The sequence below is a fragment of the Mycobacterium sp. 050134 genome, assembly GCF_036409085.1.
Lineage (GTDB): Bacteria > Actinomycetota > Actinomycetes > Mycobacteriales > Mycobacteriaceae > Mycobacterium.
Genome location: NZ_JAZGLV010000009.1, coordinates 131,799 through 151,381, shown reverse-complemented (window position 1 = coordinate 151,381; position 19,583 = coordinate 131,799). Strand labels below are relative to the sequence as shown.

Below are 19,583 nucleotides of genomic sequence, written 5' to 3'. Positions count from 1 at the left end.
GCCTCCGACTAATATCCGCGTATCGCTTTTCGCGCCGATCGCCCACGGGACACATTGGAGGTATTGGGATGTCATTCGTCGTTGCGGTACCCGATCTGGTAGCACAGGCGGCCGAGAATGTGGCCGGCATCGGCACATCGCTGAGTGCAGCCAACGCGGCGGCCGCGGGCTCGACCACCGGATTGCTGGCGGCCGCGAACGACGAAGTGTCGACGGCGATCGCGGCCCTGTTCTCCGGCCATGGCGCGGAGTTTCAGGCCCTTAGTGCCCAGGCGGAAGCGTTTCACACGCAATTCGTCCAGGCCCTTTCCGGCGTCGGCGGCGCATACGCGGCCACCGAGGCTGCCAATGCGTCGCCCCTACAGACCTTCGAGCAAACGATCCTGGGTGCGATCAATGCGCCCACGCAGCAGATTCTCGGGCGTCCGCTGATCGGCAACGGCACCAATGGCGCCGCGGGAACGGGACAGGCCGGCGGGGCCGGCGGGCTGTTGATCGGCAACGGCGGCACGGGCGGCTCGGGCGCCGCCGGGCAGGCGGGCGGTGCGGGCGGTGCCGCCGGATTGTTCGGGTTCGGCGGCACCGGTGGAGCGGGGGGAACGGGCGCGGCGGGCGGCAGCGGCGGCACCGGGGGCTGGCTGTGGGGCAATGGCGGTACCGGCGGGGCGGGCGGCACTGGCGGCGGGGCCGGCGGTGCCGGCGGCAACGCGGTACTGCTCGGGTTCGGCGGCGCGGGCGGCCATGGGGCGGACGCCGTCGGCGCCGGCAACGGCGGAACAGGCGGGGCGGGTGGCGCCGGCGGCTTCCTCTCCGCGGTCGGCGGGGCGGGTGGCGCCGGCGGTGACGCGACGACCGGGACGGGCGGCGCCGGGGGCGCCGGCGGCACCGGCCAGGGACTCTTCTTCGGCTTCGGCGGGGAAGGCGGGCACGGTGGCGCCGCCACGCTCGGAACCGGCGGGGCCGGTGGGGCCGGCGGCGACGGTGTCGCCCGCAGCCCCTTCGGGATTGACTTGGGCGTCGGCGGGAACGGGGGCATCGGTGGCGACACGACCTCTGGAGTCGCGGGCGCCGGCGGCGCCGGGGGTAACGCGATAGCGCCCGGCCTTGCCGCGATCGACTTCGCGCACGCCGGCACCGGCGGCGCCGGCGGCGCCACCGTCACCGGGACCGGCGGGATCGGTGGGGCCGGCGGGACCGCTGCAGGCGCCGATCTCATCGGCTGGGGCGTCGCTTCCGGCGGGGCCGGCGGGACGGGCGGGGCCGCCAGCGGGGCCGGCGGCATCGGGGGCGCTGGCGGCCACGGAGGCACCGGTGCCGACCTCGTAGGCATCGGCGGCGGTGGCGCGGGCGGGGCGGGCGGCGCGTCCGCACTGGGCGCCGGCGGCGCCGGTGGAACCGGCGGCGACGGCGTTGGGTTCCAGGCCGGCATTGGTGGCGCCGGCGGGCACGGCGGCAACGCTCCGACGGGCACAGGCGGCCACGGCGGCGACGGCGGCGGCGGCCTCGGATTCCTGGGCGGCGGCGGCAACGGCGGCGACGCCGGCACGGGCGTCGGACCCGCCAATGGCGGCAACGGCGGCAACGCCGGGCTCATTTTCAACGGCCAGTACAACCCGTCGATCGTCGGGGAGGGTGGCAACGGCGGCAACGGCGTGAACGGCGGAACCGGCGGAACCGGCGGCCTGGGCGGTGGCCTGGCGGGCTCGCCGGGCAAGCCCGGATCGTAGTTCTGGAACGTGTCCTAGTCGCGCCGGGATAGCGGGTCTCAGCCGCGGTCGCGTGACCGCGGGACGTCTCGGCGCAGACCGGATCCGCGTAGCGGGACAACTCCTGCCACTTTGGTCAGGCGTTCGATACGGCGAGGGGAGTCCGTTGTCTCGTGTTTCCCCTTCGCTTCGCCTCGGTTGGCCGTCGCAAGTGAGCTCGTGCAAGCAAGCTTGTCGGTCTGCCATCTGCTTCGCTGAAGCCTGAGGCGCCGCGCGGGCCCCTTGCGCGGCAGCACGTTATTCGCCGACGACACGGCGATGCCGTGCCGCGGCGGGCTATTGATCCACGACGTCGCCAGCGGGTACGGTTGTGTTGCCAATTACGAAACTGCACGTAGCGTAATTGCCGCCGTTCACCGAGAGGACTCACTCGATGCGCAGCGCCTATGCCGGCGTCCCCTTCACCACGTCCACGGCGGAAATCGAGGCCGCCCTCGCGGATGTCAGCATCCCAACGCTCCTGCTCTCGCTCGTCCACATCACCGGCGACCCGCGATTCATCCGCGAGTTCAAGCAGATGGGCATCTTCCTCAACGAGATCCAGGGATTCATGTCCGAGGAGGACAAGGCCCGTGCCCGCGCCGCGGCCCTACCCGTCATCGCCAATTATCGGGACCGCGGTTGCCCCGAGCCCAAGCCACTCAGCCTCGACCTCATCCGCGAAATGATGGACTGGGCGGCCTGCGAACACGTCGGCGACGATTACCTGCCCCTCATCCTGGAGGAGATGGACCTCGACGGCGTCGACCCGCGCCGCCCGCCGGCCCTTCCGGCCGCCAGCGCGGCCGACACACCGGTCCTGGTGGTCGGCTGCGGCGAATCCGGCATTCTGGCCGGAATCCGACTCAAGCAGGCCAACATCCCCTTCACCATCGTGGAGAAGAACGCCGGCCCGGGCGGAACATGGTGGGAGAATAGCTATCCCGGTGCCCGCGTCGACGTGGCGAACCACTTCTATTGCTACAGCTTCGAACCCAACAACGACTGGACTCATTTCTTCGCCGAGCAGCACGAGTTGCAGGACTACTTCACCCGAGTCATGGACAAACACGACCTGGCCGAACACGTGCGGTGGAACACGGAGGTGCTGGCCGCGGAGTGGGTCGACGAGGACGCCACCTGGAGCGTCCGGCTGCGCGACGCCGCGGGCCGGACCAGCACGGTGCGAGCCCGGGCCCTGATCACGGCGGTCGGTCAGCTGAACCGGCCCTTCGTTCCCGAATTCGACGGCGCGGACACCTTCGAGGGACCGTCGTTTCACTCCGCCGCGTGGGACCACTCCGTCGATCTGACCGGCAAGCGGGTGTCGCTCGTCGGCGCCGGCGCCAGCGGATTCCAGATCGCCCCCGCCATCGCCCCGGAAGTTGCGCACCTCACCGTGTTTCAGCGGACCGCACAGTGGATGTTCCCCAACCCGATGTACCACGACGAGGTTGGCGAAGGGATGCGCTGGGCGATGCGACACCTGCCGTTCTACGGACGGTGGTATCGCTTCCTGGTGCTCTGGCCGGGCTCCGACAAGGGTCTGGACGCCGCGGAAAGCGACCCCGACTATGCCGACCAGGAGCACGCCGTCAGCGACATCAATGCCGCCGCCCAGATGATGTTCTCCCAGTGGATCACCAGCCAGGTCGGCGCAGGGGACGAGCTGCTCGGCAAGGTGCTGCCCGACTATCCGGCCTGCGGCAAGCGCACCCTGCAAGACAACGGCAGCTGGCTGCAAACCCTGCAGCGCGACAACGTCGACCTGGTTCGCACCCCGATCGAAAAGATCACCCCGCGCGGCATCATCACCGAAGATGGTGTGACGCATGACGCCGACGTCATTGTGTACGCCACCGGTTTTCGGCACACCGACGTTCTGTGGCCGCTGAGGATCACCGGCCGCGACGGGGTCGACCTGCGCGAGCTCTGGGGGAGCCGGCCCTACGCCTACCTCGGGATCACCGTGCCGAAGTTCCCCAACCTGTTCATCATCTACGGGCCCGGGACCCATCTGGCGCACGGGGGCAGCTTGATCTTTCAGTCCGAACTGCAGATGCGCTACATCGACCAGTGCCTGGCGCGGCTGGCCGAGCGCGACGTGCACTCGCTGGAACCGAAACCCGAGGCCGCCGCCGACTGGCACGAGCGCATGCAGACGCGGATCAAGAAGATGGTGTGGTCGCACCCGGCGGTCAAGCATTCGTACTTCAAGAACGCCGACGGTGAGATCCATACGGTCAGCCCGTGGCGACTCACCGAGTACTGGGCCGACGTGCGCGAGCCCGACTGGTCCCAATTCGTTCTCCGGCAAGCCAAGTGAGGAGCCGGACATGCGCACCGTAGTCGTCGACGGCCCCCATAGCGTCCGCGTCGACACCCGCCCCGACCCGGCGCTGCCAGGGCCCGGCGGGGCCATCGTCGAGGTCACCGCTGCCGGCATCTGCGGGTCGGACCTGCATTTCTACGAGGGCGACTTTCCCCTCGGCGAGCCGATGCCGCTCGGCCACGAGGCGGTGGGCACGGTCGCCGAGGTCGGCCCGGACGTGCGCACGGTCGCGGTCGGCGATCAGGTGCTGGTGTCGTCCGTCACCGGGTGCGGCGCCTGCCCCGGCTGCGCCACACGCGATCCGGTGACGTGCCACAGCGGTTTCCAGATCTTCGGCGGCGGCGTGCTGGACGGCGCGCAGGCCGACCTGCTCGCCGTGCCGGCGGCGGACTTCCAGCTGCTTAAAACGCCGGAAGGCATCAGCACGGAGCAGGCGCTGCTGCTCACCGACAACCTCGCGACCGGATGGGCGGGCGCCCGGCGCGCCGACATCCCGCTCGGCGGCACAGTAGCGGTGATCGGACTGGGCGCGGTCGGCCTCTGTGCGGTGCGCAGCGCGCTCTTCCAGGGGGCCGCACAGGTATTCGCCGTCGATCGGGTAGACGGCCGGCTGGACCGCGCCGCCCGCTGGGGAGCCACCCCCGTCACCCCGCCCGCGGTCGAGGCGATCCTGGCGGCCACCGGCGGGCGCGGGGCCGACGCCGTGATCGACGCCGTCGCCACCGACGCGTCCATGACCGACGCGCTCAGCGCGGTGCGGGCAGGGGGGACCGTGTCGGTCGTCGGCGTGCACGACCTGCAGCCGTTCCCTCTTCCCGCGCTGAGTTGCCTGATCCGCAGCATCACCCTGCGGATGACCACGGCGCCCGTGCAACGCACTTGGCCGGAGCTGGTTCCGCTGCTTCAGTCGGGCCGGCTCGACGTCGACGGAATCTTCACCACCACACTGCCCCTGGAGGAGGCGGCGAAGGGCTATGCGACGGCGGCCTTGCGGTCCGGCGACGACGTGAAGGTCCTGCTGAGGCCCTAGACGCGCCTAGACGCCCGGCTCTTCGCGGCGGACGTGTCTGGCCAACGACCGCACCCGTCTGACCGGACCGCGCCGGCCGGAGGCCAGACACATCACCGGCCAACCGTGCGCGGCGGCCGCCGCCGCCAGCCCGGCCCGCGGGTTCACCGGTCGCGGAAACCCGACGAGCGACATCGACGCCGCGTCCTCGTCCCCGTCGGCATAGAAATAACTCTGCTGAACGGCAACGCGATTGTCGGCGCAGAACTGACCCACCGCGGCGGCCTTCGTTACACCCCACACGATCGGCCGGACCACCCCGCCCGTCAGGCGACCGTCCCCGTCCAGCTCGAAATGATTGCACTGCACGTTGGCGATCCCGAGGAAGCGGGCGACCGGCAACGCCTGGATGGACAGCGCCGACGAACTCAGCACGATGGTGTGGCCGCGCCGCTGATGGGCCTGGACGACTTCGTGCATGTGGGCGTACAGCCGCGACGCCACCCGCTCGACGAACAGCCGCTCACCCAACTCGTCGAGATCGGCGAGGCTTTCGCCCCGCAGGTAACCGGCGGCGCGGACGATGAGGCGCTCGAATTCGAGGCGGCCGAATCGGTACCGCAGCGCGGCGTCGAGCACGCCGAGCAACTCCCCAATTCCGGCCTGGCGCCGCCTGATCCGATCGCCGACATGGATGGCCGCGGTGAACCCCTCGACCAAAGTGCCATCGAGGTCGAAGAATGCGCCGATCCCTGGCCTGGGTGGGCTTGCCCCGACCTCCGCCAGGGCATCGGCGGGGGAAAGCCTGGTGATCATCGCGTCGCCGTGATGTACTGCGAATGCATGAAGCTGTCGATCTTGACGTCAACCTCCGGCGGGGTCAGGCCGTAGCCGGCCTGCAAATCCAGTGTGCTGCGGACGGGTTCGACGGTCCAGCCGTGCGTGGCGAGCCGCTCGGCGGGCTCGGTCTCCGGCTCGTACGTCAACGCCGAGAAATCGACGCCACCCGACACATTCACGCCGGGATGATCGGCTTCCAGAGCGGCGAGCCGGTCGTGGTCCAGGCGTGAACCCAACGCGCCGATCGCAATTCGGCTGCCGGGCGCGCTGAGTCCGCTGATCCGGGCGAAGAGTGTGCTCTGGGCGTCGTCGGTCAGGTAGGGGAGCACCCCCTCGACCGACCAGGCGCTGGGGCGCTCCACGTCGAACCCGGCCGCCTCCAGCGCACGCGACCAGTCGGTGCGCAGGTCCGCCCCGACGCCGACCCGGCGGGCCTTCGGCTCGGCGCCCCGCTCGCCCAGCACCTGGGCCTTGAACTCCAGGACCTTGGGCAGGTCGAGTTCAAAAACCGTTGCGCCGGAAGGCCAATCAAGGCGGTAGGCGCGGGAATCGAGGCCGGCCGCGACGATCACCGCCTGCCGGATGCCCGCGTCACCGGCGGCGATGAAGAAGTCGTCGAAGAACCGGGTCTGCGCGCCGTAGAGGCGTGGGAACGCCGTCTCCCCCTCGGAGGTTCCCGGATTGGCGAGGACGCCCTCCAGGTACGGATCCCGTGATGCGGCGATGAAAAGCTTTGCGTAATCGTCACGGACGAGCGGCTGCGGGCTTGCGGCGTGCAGCGCGCGCCACCCCGCGACGAGGAGGGCGGTGTAGCCGACGCCGCTGACGATGTCCCACGAGTCGTCGTCGGACCGCAGAGTCCCGAATTCAGGTGTGGCGCTCAAATCGGCCCCTCTCACTACCGTCACTGGTAGCAACAAGGTACCTGCAGCGGCGCGCTCACACCTCGAGAAACACCGTCACCGGCCCGTCGTTGACCAGCTCCACCTGCATGTTCGCCCCGAACACGCCCGTCTCCACGTCGGCTCCGAGGTCCCGCAAGGCATCCGCGAACGCGGAGACCAGCGGCTCGGCCACCGCGCCAGGGGCCGCGGCATTCCAGGACGGCCGGCGGCCCTTCGCGGTGTCGGCGTACAGCGTGAACTGGCTGACCACCAGGATCGGCGCGCCCACGTCGGCCGCGGACCGCTCATCGGCGAGAATCCGTAAATACCAGAGCTTTTCGGCGAGCCGGCGAGCCTTAGCGGGGTCGTCGCTGTGGGTGACCCCGACGAAGGCGAGCAGACCCTGCCGCTCCGGCCGGATCGCGCCCACCACCCGGCCTCCCACACTGACCTCCGCCGACGACACCCGCTGCACCAGAACCCGCATGGCCCTCGATGCTGCCAGGACCGCTGGGTACGCTCGTCAGGTGTCCGTACTCGTCGCGTTTTCCGTCACCCCGCTCGGCGTGGGAGAGGGGGTGGGCGAGCTCGTTGCCGAAGCGGTTCGGGTGGTTCGGGCTTCCGGCCTGCCCAACAAGACCGATTCGATGTTCACCGAGATCGAAGGCGAGACCTGGGAAGAAGTGATGGCCATCGTGCAACGCGCGGTCGAGGCCGTGGCGGCGCACGCGCCCAGGGTCAGCACGGTGATCAAGGTGGACCAGCGAGCCGGAACCCACGACGCGATGACGGGGAAGGTGGCGTCCGTCGAGCGCTACCTGTCCGAGCGTGAGGCCGCATCCGCGCCCGGAACCGACCAGTAGGCTCGTCCCGGTGAGCGCACGCGCAGGCATCGTCGTCACCGGAACCGAGGTCCTCACCGGACGCGTCCAAGACGCCAACGGCCCGTGGATCGCCGACCGCCTTCTGGAGCTGGGCGTCGAGCTGGCGCACATCACCATCTGCGGCGACCGTCCCGCCGACATCGAGGCGCAGCTGCGGTTCCTGGCCGACGAGGGCGTGGACCTGATCGTCACCAGCGGCGGCCTGGGCCCCACCGCCGACGACATGACCGTCGAGGTCGTCGCCCGGTTCTGCGGCCGCGACCTCATCCTCGACGCCGAAACCGAGGGCAAGATCGCCGAGATCCTCAAGAAGATGATGGCGCGCAACCCGGCTTTCAGCTCTGCCGACTTCGACGCCGTCCGGGCCGCCAACCGCAAGCAGGCAATGGTCCCGGCGGGGGCCGAGGTGCTCGACCCGGTCGGCACCGCGCCGGGTGTCGTCGTTGCGGGCAAACCGACCGTCATCGTGCTTCCCGGGCCGCCGCGCGAGCTGCAGCCCATGTGGCACACGGCGATCCAGACGGAAGCCGCGCAGCGGGCGATCGCCGCCCGAACCGTGTACGAGCAGAAGATGATTCGCATGTTCGGTCTGCCCGAGTCCGGTCTGGCGGAGACGCTACGCGGCGCCGAGCGGGCCATCCCCGGCTTCGAGCGGCTCGAGATCACCACCTGCCTGCGGCGCGGCGAGGTGGAGATCGTGACGCGCTACGAGCCCGCTGTTGCCGAAGCAGCCGACGCCTATGCGCGGCTGACGGAGCTCCTGCGCGACCAGCACGGCCATCAGATCTTCTCCGAGGATGGCTCCAGCATCGACGAGCTGGTCGCGCGGCTGCTGGACGGTCGGCGCATCGCGACGGCGGAATCCTGCACCGCGGGGCTGGTGGCGGCGCGCCTGACCGACCGGGCCGGTTCGTCCGCCTACGTCGCGGGCGGTGTGGTGGCCTATTCGAACGAGGCCAAGACCGAGCTGCTCGGGGTGGACCCAGACCTGATCGAGCGGCACGGCGCGGTCTCCGAGCCGGTCGCCGAGGCGATGGCCGCGGGGGCGTTGCGGCGCTTCGGCGCAGACACCGCCGTCGCGATCACCGGCATCGCCGGCCCGGGCGGTGGGACACCCGAAAAGCCGGTGGGGACCGTGTGTTTCACGGTCCGGCTCGCCGACGGCCGCGGCGACACGCGGACGCTGCGCCTGCCCGGCAACCGATCCGACGTCCGCGAGCGCTCGACCACGGTCGCCATGCACCTGTTGCGGCGGACCTTGAGCGGCGCCAAGTAGCCTCACTTGGCCGCGGCTGGCAGAAAAGCGCTTTCACCGGTCCCAAAACGAATTCCGGTGGCGTCCTTGCCGATCAGCGTCAGGCACGCCACCGCGATCAGCACCGGCACGATCGTCGCCGCCAGCGCGAAGGGATAGCCGTGCGACTCGGCGAGGCGCTCCTGGATGGGCAGGTTGAATGCCGCCAGGAGGTTGCCCAATTGATACGTCACGCCCGGGTAGAGACCGCGGATGGCGTCCGGGGACATCTCGGTCAGGTGCGCGGGGATCACACCCCAGGCGCCCTGCACGCATAGCTGCATCAGGAACGAGCCCAGACAGAGCATCGCGGCGGTGCGCGAGTATGCGAAAAGCGGCACAATCGGCAGGCCCAGCAACGCGCAGAAGATGATCGTGTAGCGGCGGCTGAAGCGTTGCGACAGCGTGCCGAAGAACAGGCCGCCGGCGATCGCGCCGAGGTTGTAGACGATGATGATCAACTTCACGGTCGCGCTGGACAGGCCGGCGCCGTGGTTCGCGGTCGACGTCAGGAAGGTCGGGTAGACGTCCTGGGTGCCGTGGCTCATCCAGTTGAAGGCCGTCATCAGCAACACCAGGTAGACGAACCGGCGGATGATCTTCGCGTCGCGCAGCACGTCGCGGATCCTGGTGCTGGTGAGCTTCATCCGGTCCTGGGCCGCCTCCCACACCTCGGACTCCTCCACCCGGTAGCGGATGATCAGGCTGATCAGAGCGGGGATGATGCTGAGCGCGAACAGCCAGCGCCACGAGAGCCCGAGCCAGTTCATCACCACCAGCGACGCGACGCTGGCCAACAGGTAGCCGAAGGCGTAGCCCTCTTGCAGCAGCCCGGAGAAGAATCCGCGCCGCTCGACGGGGACCTTCTCCATGGCGAGCGCGGCGCCCAGCCCCCATTCGCCGCCCATGCCGATCCCATACAGCAACCGCAGGATCACCAGCACGGTGAAGTTGGGTGCGAACGCACAGAGGAACCCGACGACGGAATAGAACATGACGTCGACCATCAGCGGCAGGCGCCGGCCGACGCGGTCGGCCCAGAGCCCGAACAGGAGCGCCCCCACGGGTCGCATGATCAGCGTGGCCGTCGTGACGAATGCGACCTCGGCCTTGCTGTGGTGGAACGTCTTCGCGATGTCGGCGTAGACGAGCACCACGATGAAGTAATCGAAGGCATCCATCGTCCAGCCCAATAACGCGGCGACGAACGAGTTCCGCTGATCGGCGTTCAACTTCTGTCTGGGGCTTGGCTTCTTTGCACGGGTCACGTCAGCATCGTTGCAGTACCGAGCGTGATAGCGCGAGAGTAAGTTTCGGATACCTGCGGATTATCGACGCGGACGGGCACGTCGCGGAGAACGCCTCGCTCGCGACCGAAGCGATCAAGCGCTGACCGCAACGCATCAGGCCGGTCGCCGACGGCAGCAGGTTGACGTTCGGGGGTCGCAACTACCCGGAGGACCGCGGCCCGGGGGCGGGCTGCCCTCCGCAGCTGGGCGCCGACTTCATCATGTTCGCCAGCGATTACCCCCACTCGGACGGCGAATGGCCGGAAAGCACCAAGCACCTGCGCACGCGCACCGACATCAGCGAGGACGCCAGCGAAAAGATCGGCGGGCGCAACGCGCAGCGCTTCTACAATCTGAACTGACCGCGACGCTCACGTCGGCGCGACCCGAGTGGCAGGATCTTTCCACATGGGCCCCTTTCTGATCCGCGCCGCATTGACCGGCTTCGCGCTGTGGTTAGTCACCCTCTTCGTGCACGGCATGAGCTTCGTAGGCGGCGACACGAAGCTCGAGAGAGCGGGCATCATCTTCGTCGTCGCGGTGATCTTCGGCCTGGTCAACGCGTTCATCAAGCCGGTGGTCCAGCTCTTGTCAATCCCGCTGTATATCCTGACCCTGGGCCTGTTCCATGTCGTCGTCAACGCGTTGATGCTGTGGATCACCGCCCGGATCACGACCCACACCACCCACTGGGGGCTGCAGATCGACCACTTCTGGTGGACCGCGATCTGGGCCGCGATCGTGTTGTCGATTGTGAGCTGGGTGCTGTCGCTGATCGTCCGCGACGTCAGCCGCCGCTAGCGAGCCCGGCTTCGACGAGCCGCGTCACTTCGCGGGCGCAGCCCCACGACAGGGTGACGCCGTTGCTGCCGTGCCCGTAGTTGTGCACGCACCGGGACCGCCCGAGGGGCTCCGCCTCCACTCGCACCGACGGGCGGTCCGGGCGCAAGGCCGTGATCGTCTCGATGGTGCCGGCGTCGCCAAGTCGGGGCTCGATCCGCCGGCACCGCCGCAGGATCCGCTCGGTGATCTCGGGGTCCGGGGTGGTGTCCCAACGGTCGGGGATGCCGATCCCGCCGCACACCACGCGCCGCGGGTGGGGGAAGTAGCAGACCCACTCGGGACCGTGATGCAGCTCCAGGCACAGTTGCCGCAGGCCGGGATTGGTCAGGACGACGTGTTGGCCGAAGACCGGCCGCAGCGTCTGATCACCCGTGAACGCGCGGGCGCCGAGGCCCGCGCAGTTGACGACGACGGGCGCGACGCCGGCCGCCTCGCCGAGCGACCGCACCTCGTGCGCCTCGACCTCGCAGCCCGCAGCGACCAGCCGCCGCGTGAGGTAGCCGAGGTACTGCGGCATGTCGATCATCGGCAGGGTGGCGCGATGGGCGGCGGCGAAGCCCTCGGGAACGTCAGACGGGTCGGCCGCGCGCAGCTCGGGGATCAGGCCGATCCCGGACCATTCCGCCTCGTCGCCCGTCAACCCGCCGGCGATCAGTGCCGGCGCCATCCGCACGCCGGTGTCGGGCTCGTCGGCCAGCTCGCGGAACACCCGCAGGGAGTGCTCGCTCCACCGCAGCGTCTTCGCGCAGCCCGGACGCGGCGGTGCCCACACCGCGCCCGCCACCGCCGAGGTCGTTTGCCGCCCGACGGCGGCGGACCACACCCGCACCGGCCGGCCCGCCTCGGCGAGGCAGATCGCCGACGTCAGACCGCTGACGCCCGCGCCGATCACGACGATCTGCGGGGCATCGGGCACGGCGGCGGAGCTCCCGTCAGGAGTGGGGCGGTTGCTGGCCGTTCTGGCCGCCGAGCAGCCCGTTGAGGATGCCGAGCGTGCCCTGCACGCCAGGCGGCGGTGTGGTGGGCGGGGGGACGGCGTCGGGCGTCAGCTGCCAGGGCTGGCAGCCCGATGTCTTGAACGATTTGTCGGTCGCCTCGATCTGCACCACCTGCGACTTCTTGGTCATGGCGTTGTCGATCAGGTTGCCGTCGGGATTGCCGAGTCGCTTCCAGTAGCAGGTGCCGCTGCCGGCCGGCCCCGCCGTGCTGTAGATGCCGGGCGCGATATCGGTGCCGACCGCGAAGGTGCCGTCATGGTCGATGGTCGTCTTAGGGGCGTCGGGCGCCGGGGTGGGGTCCGGGTCCGCGCCGGCGACGCCCGCCGCTCCCGCCCAGCCAGCCACCATCGCCCCCGCGACGGTCACCTTTGCCGCCAACACTGCCCTCGACCACATAAAACATCAGCGTACCGGGGTGGGGCGGGTGGGTGCATCCTCGCTTCGGGGCGGAGGCGACGGCACACGGGCGCGGCGCGCCGTTTCCCGTCACGCACCGGCGGGTACTTCTGCGCAATGGTGTGGCTGGCCGTGATGCTCGCCGTCGAGGGCGCGGCGTTGTTCGTCGTCGGATTCGTCGCCAACACCTACGCCTACGGCGCCGGCATACCCCGCATCGCCGGCGTCATGCTCGACAAGGAAGCCGGCCGCGACGACCAGCTGACCGCGCTCGGGTCGCTCTGCGTGCTGGCCGCGGTGGTGGCGGGCGTCGGCGCCGTGGTCGCCTTGCTGGCCGCCGTCGCCTGAGCCCGCCAGCACTCATTTCACGTCGACATCGCCCCAGCGCGGAGTGGAGGGATCGCTGTGGGGTCCGTTACCGGCCACGGTGGGGTCGGGGACGTCGTAGCGGGCCCACCCGGCGCTGGCGCCCAACCCACCGGTCCCGATTCCCGACGCCTTCAAAACCGTGATGGAGGTGAGTGGGTGCGGGGAATGCCATCCCTCCGACGTCGCCGGTGGCGCTGGGCGCGAATGGCCGTTGCTGTGCGGTGCGGGGCGGGTGCCGCTCGGGCACGACATGTCGGCTGGAAGTTGTGAGAGGACCTCGGGGGCAACGTTGGCTCGCGCCGCGTCGGACGCGAGACAGTCGGGACATCGGCCCCAGAAGGTGACCTCGGCCTCGTCCACCTCGAAGCCGTTCGCCGCGCCGGAGGCGAGGCAGGGCGCCTCCCTGGCCGCACAATCGACGTCGGCAATCGCCCCACACGTACGGCAGACAACGTGGTGGTGGTTGTCGCCCACCCGAGTCTCGTAGCGCCAGGCGGAACCCGGGGGCTGAACCCGGCGCAGCAAACCTACATTGGTCAACGCGTGCAGCACGTCGTACACGGCCTGCCGGGAGACGTCCGGCAGGCCACCGCGAACCAACCGGATGATGGTGTCGGTGTCGGAGTGCGGATTCGTGTGCACCGCGTGCAGGACCGCGATTCGCGGGCGGGTGATGCGGAGGTCGGCTCCGCGCAGTCGTGCCGAGAAATCCGCCACCGAGGACGCCTGCACGAAAGCCCAATCTTTTCTGGAGCTAGTCAAGCCTACGCCCCTTTCCTTAGATCCGCGGAAGGCGCCGGCGCTGCCGCAGGCAGGAGCTTCATGGGATGGAACCTAGTGTCATGGCGCAGCCAAGGCTAGGGCCAATAGACTCTCGCCGTCGCAAATTGACCGAAATAATTTAGCGCCGCGCGCGATCGGACTATGACCGCCGGTCATGCGACTTTGATTGAGCGCCAACCACTTATATCGTCTACATAACTACGGGCTCGGCGCCGGGCGAAATACATTGCTAATGAATGGGTTCAGGCAAGCCGTCGAATCCGGCCGGCGAATTTGAGCGCGTGCTCGTACGTCTTGAGGTTGTCGCGGGAAATCTTGGCGTGGGCGGGGCGCTCAAACAAGAAGCGCAGCACCGGGTTGTAGGCGTGGTAGGTCTCGTGAAACGTCAGGACGGTCGTTCCCGAGCAACTGCTGGAGCTGCTCCGCAGCCACATCCCTCCGAAACACCGGGCCCGCGGTACCTGGATGCACGACGTGCTCGACATGCGCGACCAATGGAACAGCCGGCTGCCGCGGACCTCCGCGTGGTCACCCCTGTACTAACCGCGCGGGAGGATGGCGGCGGCCTGGCCGACCATGTCGACGAGGATGTCCGCGGCGGGACGGACATCGCGGATGCGGCCCACCGCCTCACCCAGCAGGATCGCGGCGGCGTCGAAATCCTCTGTGAGCACGGCCTTCTGGTAGGCGGCCACGGCGTAGGGCAGTGCCGCAAGCAGTCCGTCTTCGTTGCCGTGCCAGCTGTCCAGGAAGGCGTTTGCGACGGCCCGCTCGTTATACTCCGCGGGCCACTCCTGTTGCCGCACAATGTCATAGACGCGGGTGCGGAAAGTGTCATCGCCGGTGGCACGGATCGCCCGTTGCTGTGCCCGCGGTGAGGCCAGCGCTTCCCGCGACGCCCAGAACCGGGTGCCCACGAGGGCGCCGTCGGCCCCCAGCGCGAGCGCCGCGGCCAGCGCGCGGCCGTCTGCGACGCCCCCGGCGGCAAGTACCAACGAATCGGGGGAGCGCTCGGCGACGAGGTCGACGACGTCCGGAACGAGCGTGAAGGTGGACCGGACGCTCATCCCGTGCCCGCCCGCCTCGCCGCCTTGGGCGACGAGGATGTCCGCGCCGGCGTCCACGGCCCGGCGGGCGTGGTCCAGGGTCTGCACCTGGGCGATCAACGGCACGGCAGCCGCGCGGATGCGGTCGGCGAAGGGACGCAGGTCCCCGAACGACAGCATCACCGCCGCCGGCTGCCGCGCCAGCGCCTGATCGAGGAGAGCGGGTTGCCGGGCAAGACTCCAGGTGATGAACCCGACGCCAACCCGCGCGCCGGCCGCGTGGTCGAATTCGCGTCGCAGCCAGTCGGCGTCGCCGTAGCCGCCGCCGATCAGCCCCAGGCCACCGGCCGATGTCACCGCCGCCGCGAGCAGGCCGCCGGATACTCCGGCCATCGGCGCCGACACGACGGGATGCTCGATCCCGAGAAATTCGGTGAGGCGCGTCCTCACTGCAGTTCCCCGGTGCGAAACTGCGCCCGGCCATGCCCGAATGACCAGTCGTCATCGCCGTTTTCGGTGATCGAGACGATCAGGTCGGCCGAGTCGAGGCCGCAGCGGTCGGCGAGGTTAGCCGCCAGCAGCTTGAAGAACTGCTCCTTCATGGCGCTGGTACGGCGCCGGCTGACGACGTGCACGATCACCAGTTGCGGTGAACGGGTGATCCCCAGACCGGTGTCCAGCGCGACGACTTCGTACGCGGGATGGGTCCGCACCACCTGGTAGCGGTCGCGAGGCGGAACCCCGAACGCGTCGACGACGGCATCGTGAATCGCATCCAGCAATGCCCGGACCTCAGCCGGTGTTCGGCCCTCGATGAGGTCGACATATAACAGCGGCATTTTTCCTCCGAGAGTTTGTGTGCCCGATGCCAACGCTAGGCCCACGGAAACCGGGTGTGAAATGCCTGCCTCGGTGGATCTATGCTTCCCAGGCATGGGGGTCCAGGCGACCGGTGGCGGTGTCGAGTTGCGGCACCTGCGGGCCTTCGTGGCGGTCGCGCGGCTGGCGTCGTTCACGCACGCCGCCGCCCAGCTCAGCATCACCCAGCCCGCCCTGAGTCGCACCATCCGGCAGCTCGAAGACGCGCTCGGCGTGACTTTGCTCGACCGGAGTTCTCGCCATGTCGAGCCGACGGCGGCCGGCCGGGCGTTCCTCGATCACACCGAACGGGTCCTCGCCGAGCTCGAACAGGGGATAGCCGCGGTGCGGCGCCAATCGAGCGTCCGGCTCGGGTTCAGCTGGCTGCTGCCCGACCCGTGGGCACAGGACACGGTGGCCCGCTTCGAGCGCGCCACCGGCACCACCGTCACCCTGGTCCGTACCGACGACGCGCTGACCGCCGTGCAGCAGGGCAAGGTCGACGTCGCCGTGGTGCGCGGGCGGGTGCGATCGACCGAGGTGCGGGTCGTGCACCTCTTCGACGAGCCTCGGGTGGCCGTCTGCTCCGTCCATTCGCCCCTGGCGCAGCGGACCGAGCTGGACTGGGCGGACGTCCCGCGGTGGCCGCTCGTCGTCAACACCACCAGCGGGACCACCGGGCCGTGGTCGTGGCCCGCCGGAGCCGGCCCCGAAACCATCATTGCCACCGAGAATTTCGACGAGTGGATCGAATCCGTGGCCACGGACCGCGGCATCGGCGTCATTCCGGACGTCGCCGTCCGCCGGAACATTCATCCTGGCGTACGGTTCATCGCGTTACGCGGCGCGCCCGACAGTCCGGTCGCGCTGGCGGTTCCGCGGCGCCCGCGCAACGCGGTGCTGCGTCGTTTCGTCGAGGCGGCCCTCGCCAGCGCGGCGGACCTCCGCTCCGTGTGACCGTGCGCCCGCCGGCGTCACTCTCCGAAGGTGCCCGTGTATTGAGCCTGCGCGGCCGTCGCGCGGGTGATCGCCTGCATCGCCTGCGGCCCGCCGAGCCCCGGCGGGAGCTGGAATGTGGCCGGCAGCTGGTAAAGGGTGAACCGGTAGCGGTGCACCCCGGTGCCCGCTGGCGGGCAGGGTCCGCTGTAGCCGGGCCGTCCGGCCGAGTTGGGCAGGCTGGTTGCGCCGGCCGGCGTCTGGCCGTCGGCGGTGCTTCCCGGTCCGGGTGGGATGCCCACCACGATCCAGTGGACGAAGGTGCCGTGGACGGCGTCCGGGTCGTCGACCACCAGTGCCGCGCCCAGCGGTGCCGACCACGTCAGCGGCGGAGATATGTTGGCGCCCTTGCACGTGTATTGCACGGGGATCGGCGCTCCGTCGGCGAAGGCGGGGCTGCTGATCGTCAGTGGCGCGTCGGGGGGCGCCTGGGCGATGGTCCGCCCGAGCGTGGTCACCTTCGGTGTAAGCGGCGCCGTCATGTGGCCGCCACCGCCACCGCCGCAGCCGGCCAGCGCCAACGCCAGCCCACCGACGGCGCATGCCCGGGCCATCGAGGATTCCATCCCAGAAGTCTCGCCGACCGCGAGGAAAGATGGAAGGCCGGCTCGGGGCCTTAGCCCCGTTTCTTGACCTCCAGCACCCGCTTGCGCAACCCCTTGGTGGCCGTGTCCATTAGGCTCTTCGCGCCCCGCCTGACCAGGAATCCCGGGACCGGCATCAGCAGGTCCACGGTGAGCTCGAAGCGGACGCGGGTGACATCGCCCTCGGGGGTCAACGTGTACCGGCCCTCTTGGGCGCGTTGCTGTTTGGCATGATCGAGCGTCCAGCTCACCCCGTCGTCGTGAATCGTGTAGTTGAGCACCTGTTCTTCGCTGACCCCGACGAGCTTGACCACCTGGCGGGACTTGCTGGGGTGGCCCTCGTCATCGCGCTCGAGAATCTCGACCTCCTGGTGCACCGAAGACCACTGCGGCAGCGACTCGAGGTCGAACAGCACGTCCATCACCTCGGCGGGCGTCGCCTCGATGTCGATCTCGCGGGACTCGGTGACAGCCATGGGATGAAGATAACCGCTGGGGCCCGGCGCGAAACGGAGATTCGAGATGCTATGGCACCAGCACCACCTTGCCGACGTTTTCCCGAGCGGCCAGGATGCGGTGCGCCTCGGGCGCCTCGGCGAACGGCACCGCGGCGTGCACGATCGGCGAGGCCGTGCCGTCGCGCAGCGCCTCGGTCAACGGAGCGATCCACGGCTCGAGCGTGCCCCGATCGTCCCACAGCCGCAGCATGTTGAGCCCGATCACGGCCTTCGAATCCGACAGTTGGTCCATCAGATTGAAGCCGCGCAACATCGCCAGCGCCTGCGGGGCGGCCGTGCGCAGCGAGCGCTTCTCACCCTGTTGCAAGTTCGAAACCCCGTACGCCACAAGCCTTCCGCCGGGCCGCAACAGGGCGTAGGAGCGCCGCAGCGACGTCCCGCCGAGGGCGTCGAGCACGATGTCATACGGGCTTGACTCCTTCAGTCCCTTCCACCAGCCGTCGCGGCGGTAGTCGATCGCGCGGTCGACGCCCAACTCGGCCAATTTCCGGTGCTTGCCGGGCGACGAGGTGCCGTGCACCTCCGCCCCGGCGGCCTTGGCGAATTGGATGGCCGCGATGCCGACACCCCCGGCCGCGGCGTGCACCAGCACCCGCTCGCCGGCCCGAAGCGACCCGTAGCCGTGCAGCGCCGCCCACGCGGTGGCGTAGTTGACCGGCACGGCCGCGCCCTGCTCGAAGCTCAGCGCGTCGGGAAGCGGCACCGCGTCGGCGGCCGCGACGTTGACGGTCTCGGCGTAGCCGCCGAACCGGGTGCCCGCCAGCACGCGCTCCCCGACGCGGCCGGCGTCGATGCCGTCGCCGACGGCCATCACGGTCCCGGCAACCTCGTAACCGACCACCGCCGGAAGCTTCGGGGCGTCCGGATACAGGCCCACGCGCGCCAGATGATCAGCGAAGTTGACGCCCGCGGCCCGGACGGCGACCCGCAGCTGGCCCGGGCCCGGTGGCGGCGGCTCGGGTCGCTCCTGCACCTGCAGGACCGACGGGTCGCCGTGCTTGGTGATGACGACTGCGCGCACTGTTCGCTCCTCCGCGGCGACCGTGATGATCCGTCGATGGTTTCAGACGTCGCGGCGCGCGCTGGCGGGGGAGGACCCGACGCCCCCGTGCGGTTACGTTCCTCTCGTGCAGTTCTCCTGGGAAGAGCTCGCCCGCGGCGTACACCGCTGCCGGTTGCCGTTCTGCGACGTCACGGTGGGGCTGGTGCGGGGGCGCACGGGAGCCCTGCTCATCGACACCGGCACCACGCTCGAGGAGGCGGCAGCGATCGACGCCGACGCTCGGCGGCTCACCGGTGGCCCGGTCACACGGATTGTGCTAACGCATAAGCACTTCGACCACGTGCTCGGATCCTCGGGGTTCGCCGGGGTCGAGGTGTACTGCGCGCCCGAGGTCGTCGACCACCTGGCCTCGGCGACCGACTCGCTGCGCGCCGACGCGCTGAGCCACGGCGCCGACGCCGCGGAGATCGACCGCGCGATCGCGGCCCTCCGCACCCCACGGCACGCCGTTTGCGACGCCGTCGTCGACCTCGGCGACCGCGTCGTCACGATCGCCCACCCGGGCCGAGGCCACACCGGGTCGGATCTGGTGGTGGTGGTGCCCCCGGCCGACGACGCGGATCCGGCCGTCGTGTTCACCGGTGATCTCGTCGAGGAGTCCGGCGATCCGGCCATCGACGCGGACTCCGACGTGCCCGCGTGGCCGGCGACGCTCGACCGGGTATTGGCACTCGGCGGGCCCGAGGCCGTCTACGTGCCGGGCCACGGCCGGGTGGTTGACGCGGATTACGTTCGCCGACAGCGGGATTGGTTGCGGGCCGCCGCGGACCCCGGGCAGTCCCACGCGCCGCAGCGGGGTTGACGACGGTTCGGGCCCGGCTCACGGCTCGGTGACTATTGACCCCTGATTTG

The 19,583-nt window shown here is 69.8% G+C and carries 20 protein-coding genes and 3 pseudogenes; 10 read left to right on the top strand and 13 right to left on the bottom strand.

Annotated features, from left to right (window positions below; translation table 11 throughout):
* Nucleotides 1-68: 68 nt before the first annotated feature.
* The 3 genes from SKC42_RS12955 to SKC42_RS12945 all read left to right on the top strand — a co-directional run bounded on the left by SKC42_RS12955 (nucleotide 69) and on the right by SKC42_RS12945 (nucleotide 5,107).
* On the top strand, nucleotides 69-1,727 hold the full coding sequence (locus SKC42_RS12955; protein ID WP_330964698.1) for a PE family protein: 1,659 nt from the start codon (nucleotides 69-71) through the stop codon (nucleotides 1,725-1,727).
* 412 nt (nucleotides 1,728-2,139) lie between these two features.
* Nucleotides 2,140-4,071, top strand: coding sequence for a flavin-containing monooxygenase (locus SKC42_RS12950; RefSeq protein ID WP_330964697.1), 1,932 nt, complete (start codon nucleotides 2,140-2,142; stop codon nucleotides 4,069-4,071).
* Nucleotides 4,072-4,081: 10 nt separating this feature from the next.
* Entirely contained in the window at nucleotides 4,082-5,107 is a 1,026-nt protein-coding gene (locus SKC42_RS12945; RefSeq protein ID WP_330964696.1) for a zinc-binding dehydrogenase, read from the top strand.
* A gap of 6 nt (nucleotides 5,108-5,113) precedes the next feature.
* On the opposite strand, the gene SKC42_RS12940 is transcribed toward SKC42_RS12945, so the two are convergent.
* Genes SKC42_RS12940 through dtd form a run of 3 tightly spaced genes read right to left on the bottom strand, consistent with a single transcriptional unit; the run spans nucleotide 5,114 to nucleotide 7,297 of the window.
* Nucleotides 5,114-5,902, bottom strand: a complete 789-nt coding sequence (locus tag SKC42_RS12940) for an HAD-IB family hydrolase (protein ID WP_330964695.1) — start codon at nucleotides 5,900-5,902, stop codon at nucleotides 5,114-5,116.
* Nucleotides 5,899-6,810, bottom strand: a complete 912-nt coding sequence (locus SKC42_RS12935; protein ID WP_330964694.1) for a class I SAM-dependent methyltransferase — start codon at nucleotides 6,808-6,810, stop codon at nucleotides 5,899-5,901. Before SKC42_RS12935 ends, SKC42_RS12940 begins: the two co-directional genes overlap by 4 nt.
* A 55-nt stretch (nucleotides 6,811-6,865) precedes the next feature.
* Nucleotides 6,866-7,297, bottom strand: a complete 432-nt coding sequence (gene dtd / locus SKC42_RS12930) for a D-aminoacyl-tRNA deacylase (protein WP_330964693.1) — start codon at nucleotides 7,295-7,297, stop codon at nucleotides 6,866-6,868.
* Nucleotides 7,298-7,337: 40 nt separating this feature from the next.
* On the opposite strand from dtd, the gene SKC42_RS12925 reads away from it, so the two are divergent.
* A complete protein-coding gene (locus SKC42_RS12925; protein ID WP_330964692.1) occupies nucleotides 7,338-7,673 on the top strand; it encodes an MTH1187 family thiamine-binding protein in 336 nt (111 codons plus the stop codon).
* A 10-nt stretch (nucleotides 7,674-7,683) separates the two neighbouring features.
* A complete protein-coding gene (locus tag SKC42_RS12920; RefSeq protein ID WP_442932117.1) occupies nucleotides 7,684-8,970 on the top strand; it encodes a competence/damage-inducible protein A in 1,287 nt (428 codons plus the stop codon).
* A gap of 2 nt (nucleotides 8,971-8,972) precedes the next feature.
* On the opposite strand, the gene SKC42_RS12915 is transcribed toward SKC42_RS12920, so the two are convergent.
* Nucleotides 8,973-10,169 (bottom strand): MFS transporter, encoded by a 1,197-nt coding sequence (locus SKC42_RS12915; protein ID WP_442932125.1) that lies wholly within the window; start codon nucleotides 10,167-10,169, stop codon nucleotides 8,973-8,975.
* A 311-nt stretch (nucleotides 10,170-10,480) separates the two neighbouring features.
* On the opposite strand from SKC42_RS12915, the pseudogene SKC42_RS12910 reads away from it, so the two are divergent.
* Both SKC42_RS12910 and SKC42_RS12905 read left to right on the top strand, forming a co-directional pair.
* Nucleotides 10,481-10,639 (top strand): annotated as a pseudogene (locus SKC42_RS12910) (amidohydrolase family protein); the annotation flags it as partial.
* A gap of 46 nt (nucleotides 10,640-10,685) precedes the next feature.
* A complete protein-coding gene (locus SKC42_RS12905; RefSeq protein ID WP_330964689.1) occupies nucleotides 10,686-11,078 on the top strand; it encodes a phage holin family protein in 393 nt (130 codons plus the stop codon).
* On the opposite strand, the gene SKC42_RS12900 is transcribed toward SKC42_RS12905, so the two are convergent.
* Nucleotides 11,065-12,036, bottom strand: a complete 972-nt coding sequence (locus SKC42_RS12900; protein ID WP_330964688.1) for an FAD-dependent oxidoreductase — start codon at nucleotides 12,034-12,036, stop codon at nucleotides 11,065-11,067. The genes SKC42_RS12905 and SKC42_RS12900 overlap by 14 nt on opposite strands.
* Nucleotides 12,037-12,052: 16 nt before the next feature.
* Nucleotides 12,053-12,514, bottom strand: coding sequence for a hypothetical protein (locus SKC42_RS12895; RefSeq protein WP_330964687.1), 462 nt, complete (start codon nucleotides 12,512-12,514; stop codon nucleotides 12,053-12,055).
* 117 nt (nucleotides 12,515-12,631) lie between these two features.
* Between SKC42_RS12895 and SKC42_RS12890 the strand changes: the two genes are divergently transcribed.
* Complete coding sequence (locus SKC42_RS12890; RefSeq protein WP_330964686.1) at nucleotides 12,632-12,862, top strand: hypothetical protein; 231 nt, start codon at nucleotides 12,632-12,634, stop codon at nucleotides 12,860-12,862.
* Nucleotides 12,863-13,171: 309 nt separating this feature from the next.
* Here SKC42_RS12890 and SKC42_RS12885 read toward each other — a convergent pair.
* The 4 genes and pseudogenes from SKC42_RS12885 to SKC42_RS12870 all read right to left on the bottom strand — a co-directional run.
* Nucleotides 13,172-13,615: pseudogene (locus tag SKC42_RS12885) on the bottom strand (Fur family transcriptional regulator); the annotation flags it as partial.
* 293 nt (nucleotides 13,616-13,908) lie between these two features.
* Nucleotides 13,909-14,070: pseudogene (locus SKC42_RS12880) on the bottom strand (SRPBCC family protein); the annotation flags it as partial.
* Between the two features lie 135 nt (nucleotides 14,071-14,205).
* Nucleotides 14,206-15,162, bottom strand: a complete 957-nt coding sequence (locus tag SKC42_RS12875; RefSeq protein WP_330964685.1) for an NAD(P)H-dependent flavin oxidoreductase — start codon at nucleotides 15,160-15,162, stop codon at nucleotides 14,206-14,208.
* Entirely contained in the window at nucleotides 15,159-15,551 is a 393-nt protein-coding gene (locus SKC42_RS12870; protein ID WP_330964684.1) for a tautomerase family protein, read from the bottom strand. Before SKC42_RS12870 ends, SKC42_RS12875 begins: the two co-directional genes overlap by 4 nt.
* 94 nt (nucleotides 15,552-15,645) lie before the next feature.
* Between SKC42_RS12870 and SKC42_RS12865 the strand changes: the two genes are divergently transcribed.
* Entirely contained in the window at nucleotides 15,646-16,527 is an 882-nt protein-coding gene (locus SKC42_RS12865) for a LysR family transcriptional regulator (RefSeq protein WP_330964683.1), read from the top strand.
* A gap of 17 nt (nucleotides 16,528-16,544) precedes the next feature.
* Here SKC42_RS12865 and SKC42_RS12860 read toward each other — a convergent pair whose 3' ends face one another.
* Genes SKC42_RS12860 through SKC42_RS12850 form a run of 3 tightly spaced genes read right to left on the bottom strand, consistent with a single transcriptional unit; the run spans nucleotide 16,545 to nucleotide 18,689 of the window.
* Nucleotides 16,545-17,132 carry a YbhB/YbcL family Raf kinase inhibitor-like protein gene (locus tag SKC42_RS12860; RefSeq protein ID WP_330964682.1) on the bottom strand — a complete coding sequence of 196 codons (588 nt, stop codon included), beginning with the start codon at nucleotides 17,130-17,132 and terminating at the stop codon, nucleotides 16,545-16,547.
* A 50-nt stretch (nucleotides 17,133-17,182) separates the two neighbouring features.
* Nucleotides 17,183-17,626: an SRPBCC family protein gene (locus SKC42_RS12855; RefSeq protein ID WP_330964681.1), complete on the bottom strand. Its 444-nt coding sequence runs from the start codon at nucleotides 17,624-17,626 to the stop codon at nucleotides 17,183-17,185.
* A 49-nt stretch (nucleotides 17,627-17,675) separates the two neighbouring features.
* Nucleotides 17,676-18,689: a zinc-binding dehydrogenase gene (locus SKC42_RS12850; protein WP_330964680.1), complete on the bottom strand. Its 1,014-nt coding sequence runs from the start codon at nucleotides 18,687-18,689 to the stop codon at nucleotides 17,676-17,678.
* A 106-nt stretch (nucleotides 18,690-18,795) separates the two neighbouring features.
* Between SKC42_RS12850 and SKC42_RS12845 the strand changes: the two genes are divergently transcribed.
* Nucleotides 18,796-19,533: an MBL fold metallo-hydrolase gene (locus tag SKC42_RS12845; protein ID WP_330964679.1), complete on the top strand. Its 738-nt coding sequence runs from the start codon at nucleotides 18,796-18,798 to the stop codon at nucleotides 19,531-19,533.
* The last annotated feature ends 50 nt before the right edge of the window (nucleotides 19,534-19,583 follow it).

Excerpts from the sequence above, each read along its gene's own strand:
- SKC42_RS12955 (WP_330964698.1), top strand. The coding sequence starts at position 69 with ATGTCATTCGTCGTTGCGGTACCCGATCTGGTAGCACAGGCGGCCGAG.
- SKC42_RS12950 (WP_330964697.1), top strand. The coding sequence starts at position 2,140 with ATGCGCAGCGCCTATGCCGGCGTCCCCTTCACCACGTCCACGGCGGAA.
- SKC42_RS12945 (WP_330964696.1), top strand. The coding sequence starts at position 4,082 with ATGCGCACCGTAGTCGTCGACGGCCCCCATAGCGTCCGCGTCGACACC.
- SKC42_RS12940 (WP_330964695.1), bottom strand. The coding sequence starts at position 5,902 with ATGATCACCAGGCTTTCCCCCGCCGATGCCCTGGCGGAGGTCGGGGCA.
- dtd (WP_330964693.1), bottom strand. The coding sequence starts at position 7,297 with ATGCGGGTTCTGGTGCAGCGGGTGTCGTCGGCGGAGGTCAGTGTGGGA.
- SKC42_RS12915 (WP_442932125.1), bottom strand. The coding sequence starts at position 10,169 with ATGGATGCCTTCGATTACTTCATCGTGGTGCTCGTCTACGCCGACATC.
- SKC42_RS12905 (WP_330964689.1), top strand. The coding sequence starts at position 10,686 with ATGGGCCCCTTTCTGATCCGCGCCGCATTGACCGGCTTCGCGCTGTGG.
- SKC42_RS12895 (WP_330964687.1), bottom strand. The coding sequence starts at position 12,514 with ATGTGGTCGAGGGCAGTGTTGGCGGCAAAGGTGACCGTCGCGGGGGCG.
- SKC42_RS12890 (WP_330964686.1), top strand. The coding sequence starts at position 12,632 with ATGGTGTGGCTGGCCGTGATGCTCGCCGTCGAGGGCGCGGCGTTGTTC.
- SKC42_RS12870 (WP_330964684.1), bottom strand. The coding sequence starts at position 15,551 with ATGCCGCTGTTATATGTCGACCTCATCGAGGGCCGAACACCGGCTGAG.
- SKC42_RS12865 (WP_330964683.1), top strand. The coding sequence starts at position 15,646 with ATGGGGGTCCAGGCGACCGGTGGCGGTGTCGAGTTGCGGCACCTGCGG.
- SKC42_RS12860 (WP_330964682.1), bottom strand. The coding sequence starts at position 17,132 with ATGGAATCCTCGATGGCCCGGGCATGCGCCGTCGGTGGGCTGGCGTTG.
- SKC42_RS12855 (WP_330964681.1), bottom strand. The coding sequence starts at position 17,626 with ATGGCTGTCACCGAGTCCCGCGAGATCGACATCGAGGCGACGCCCGCC.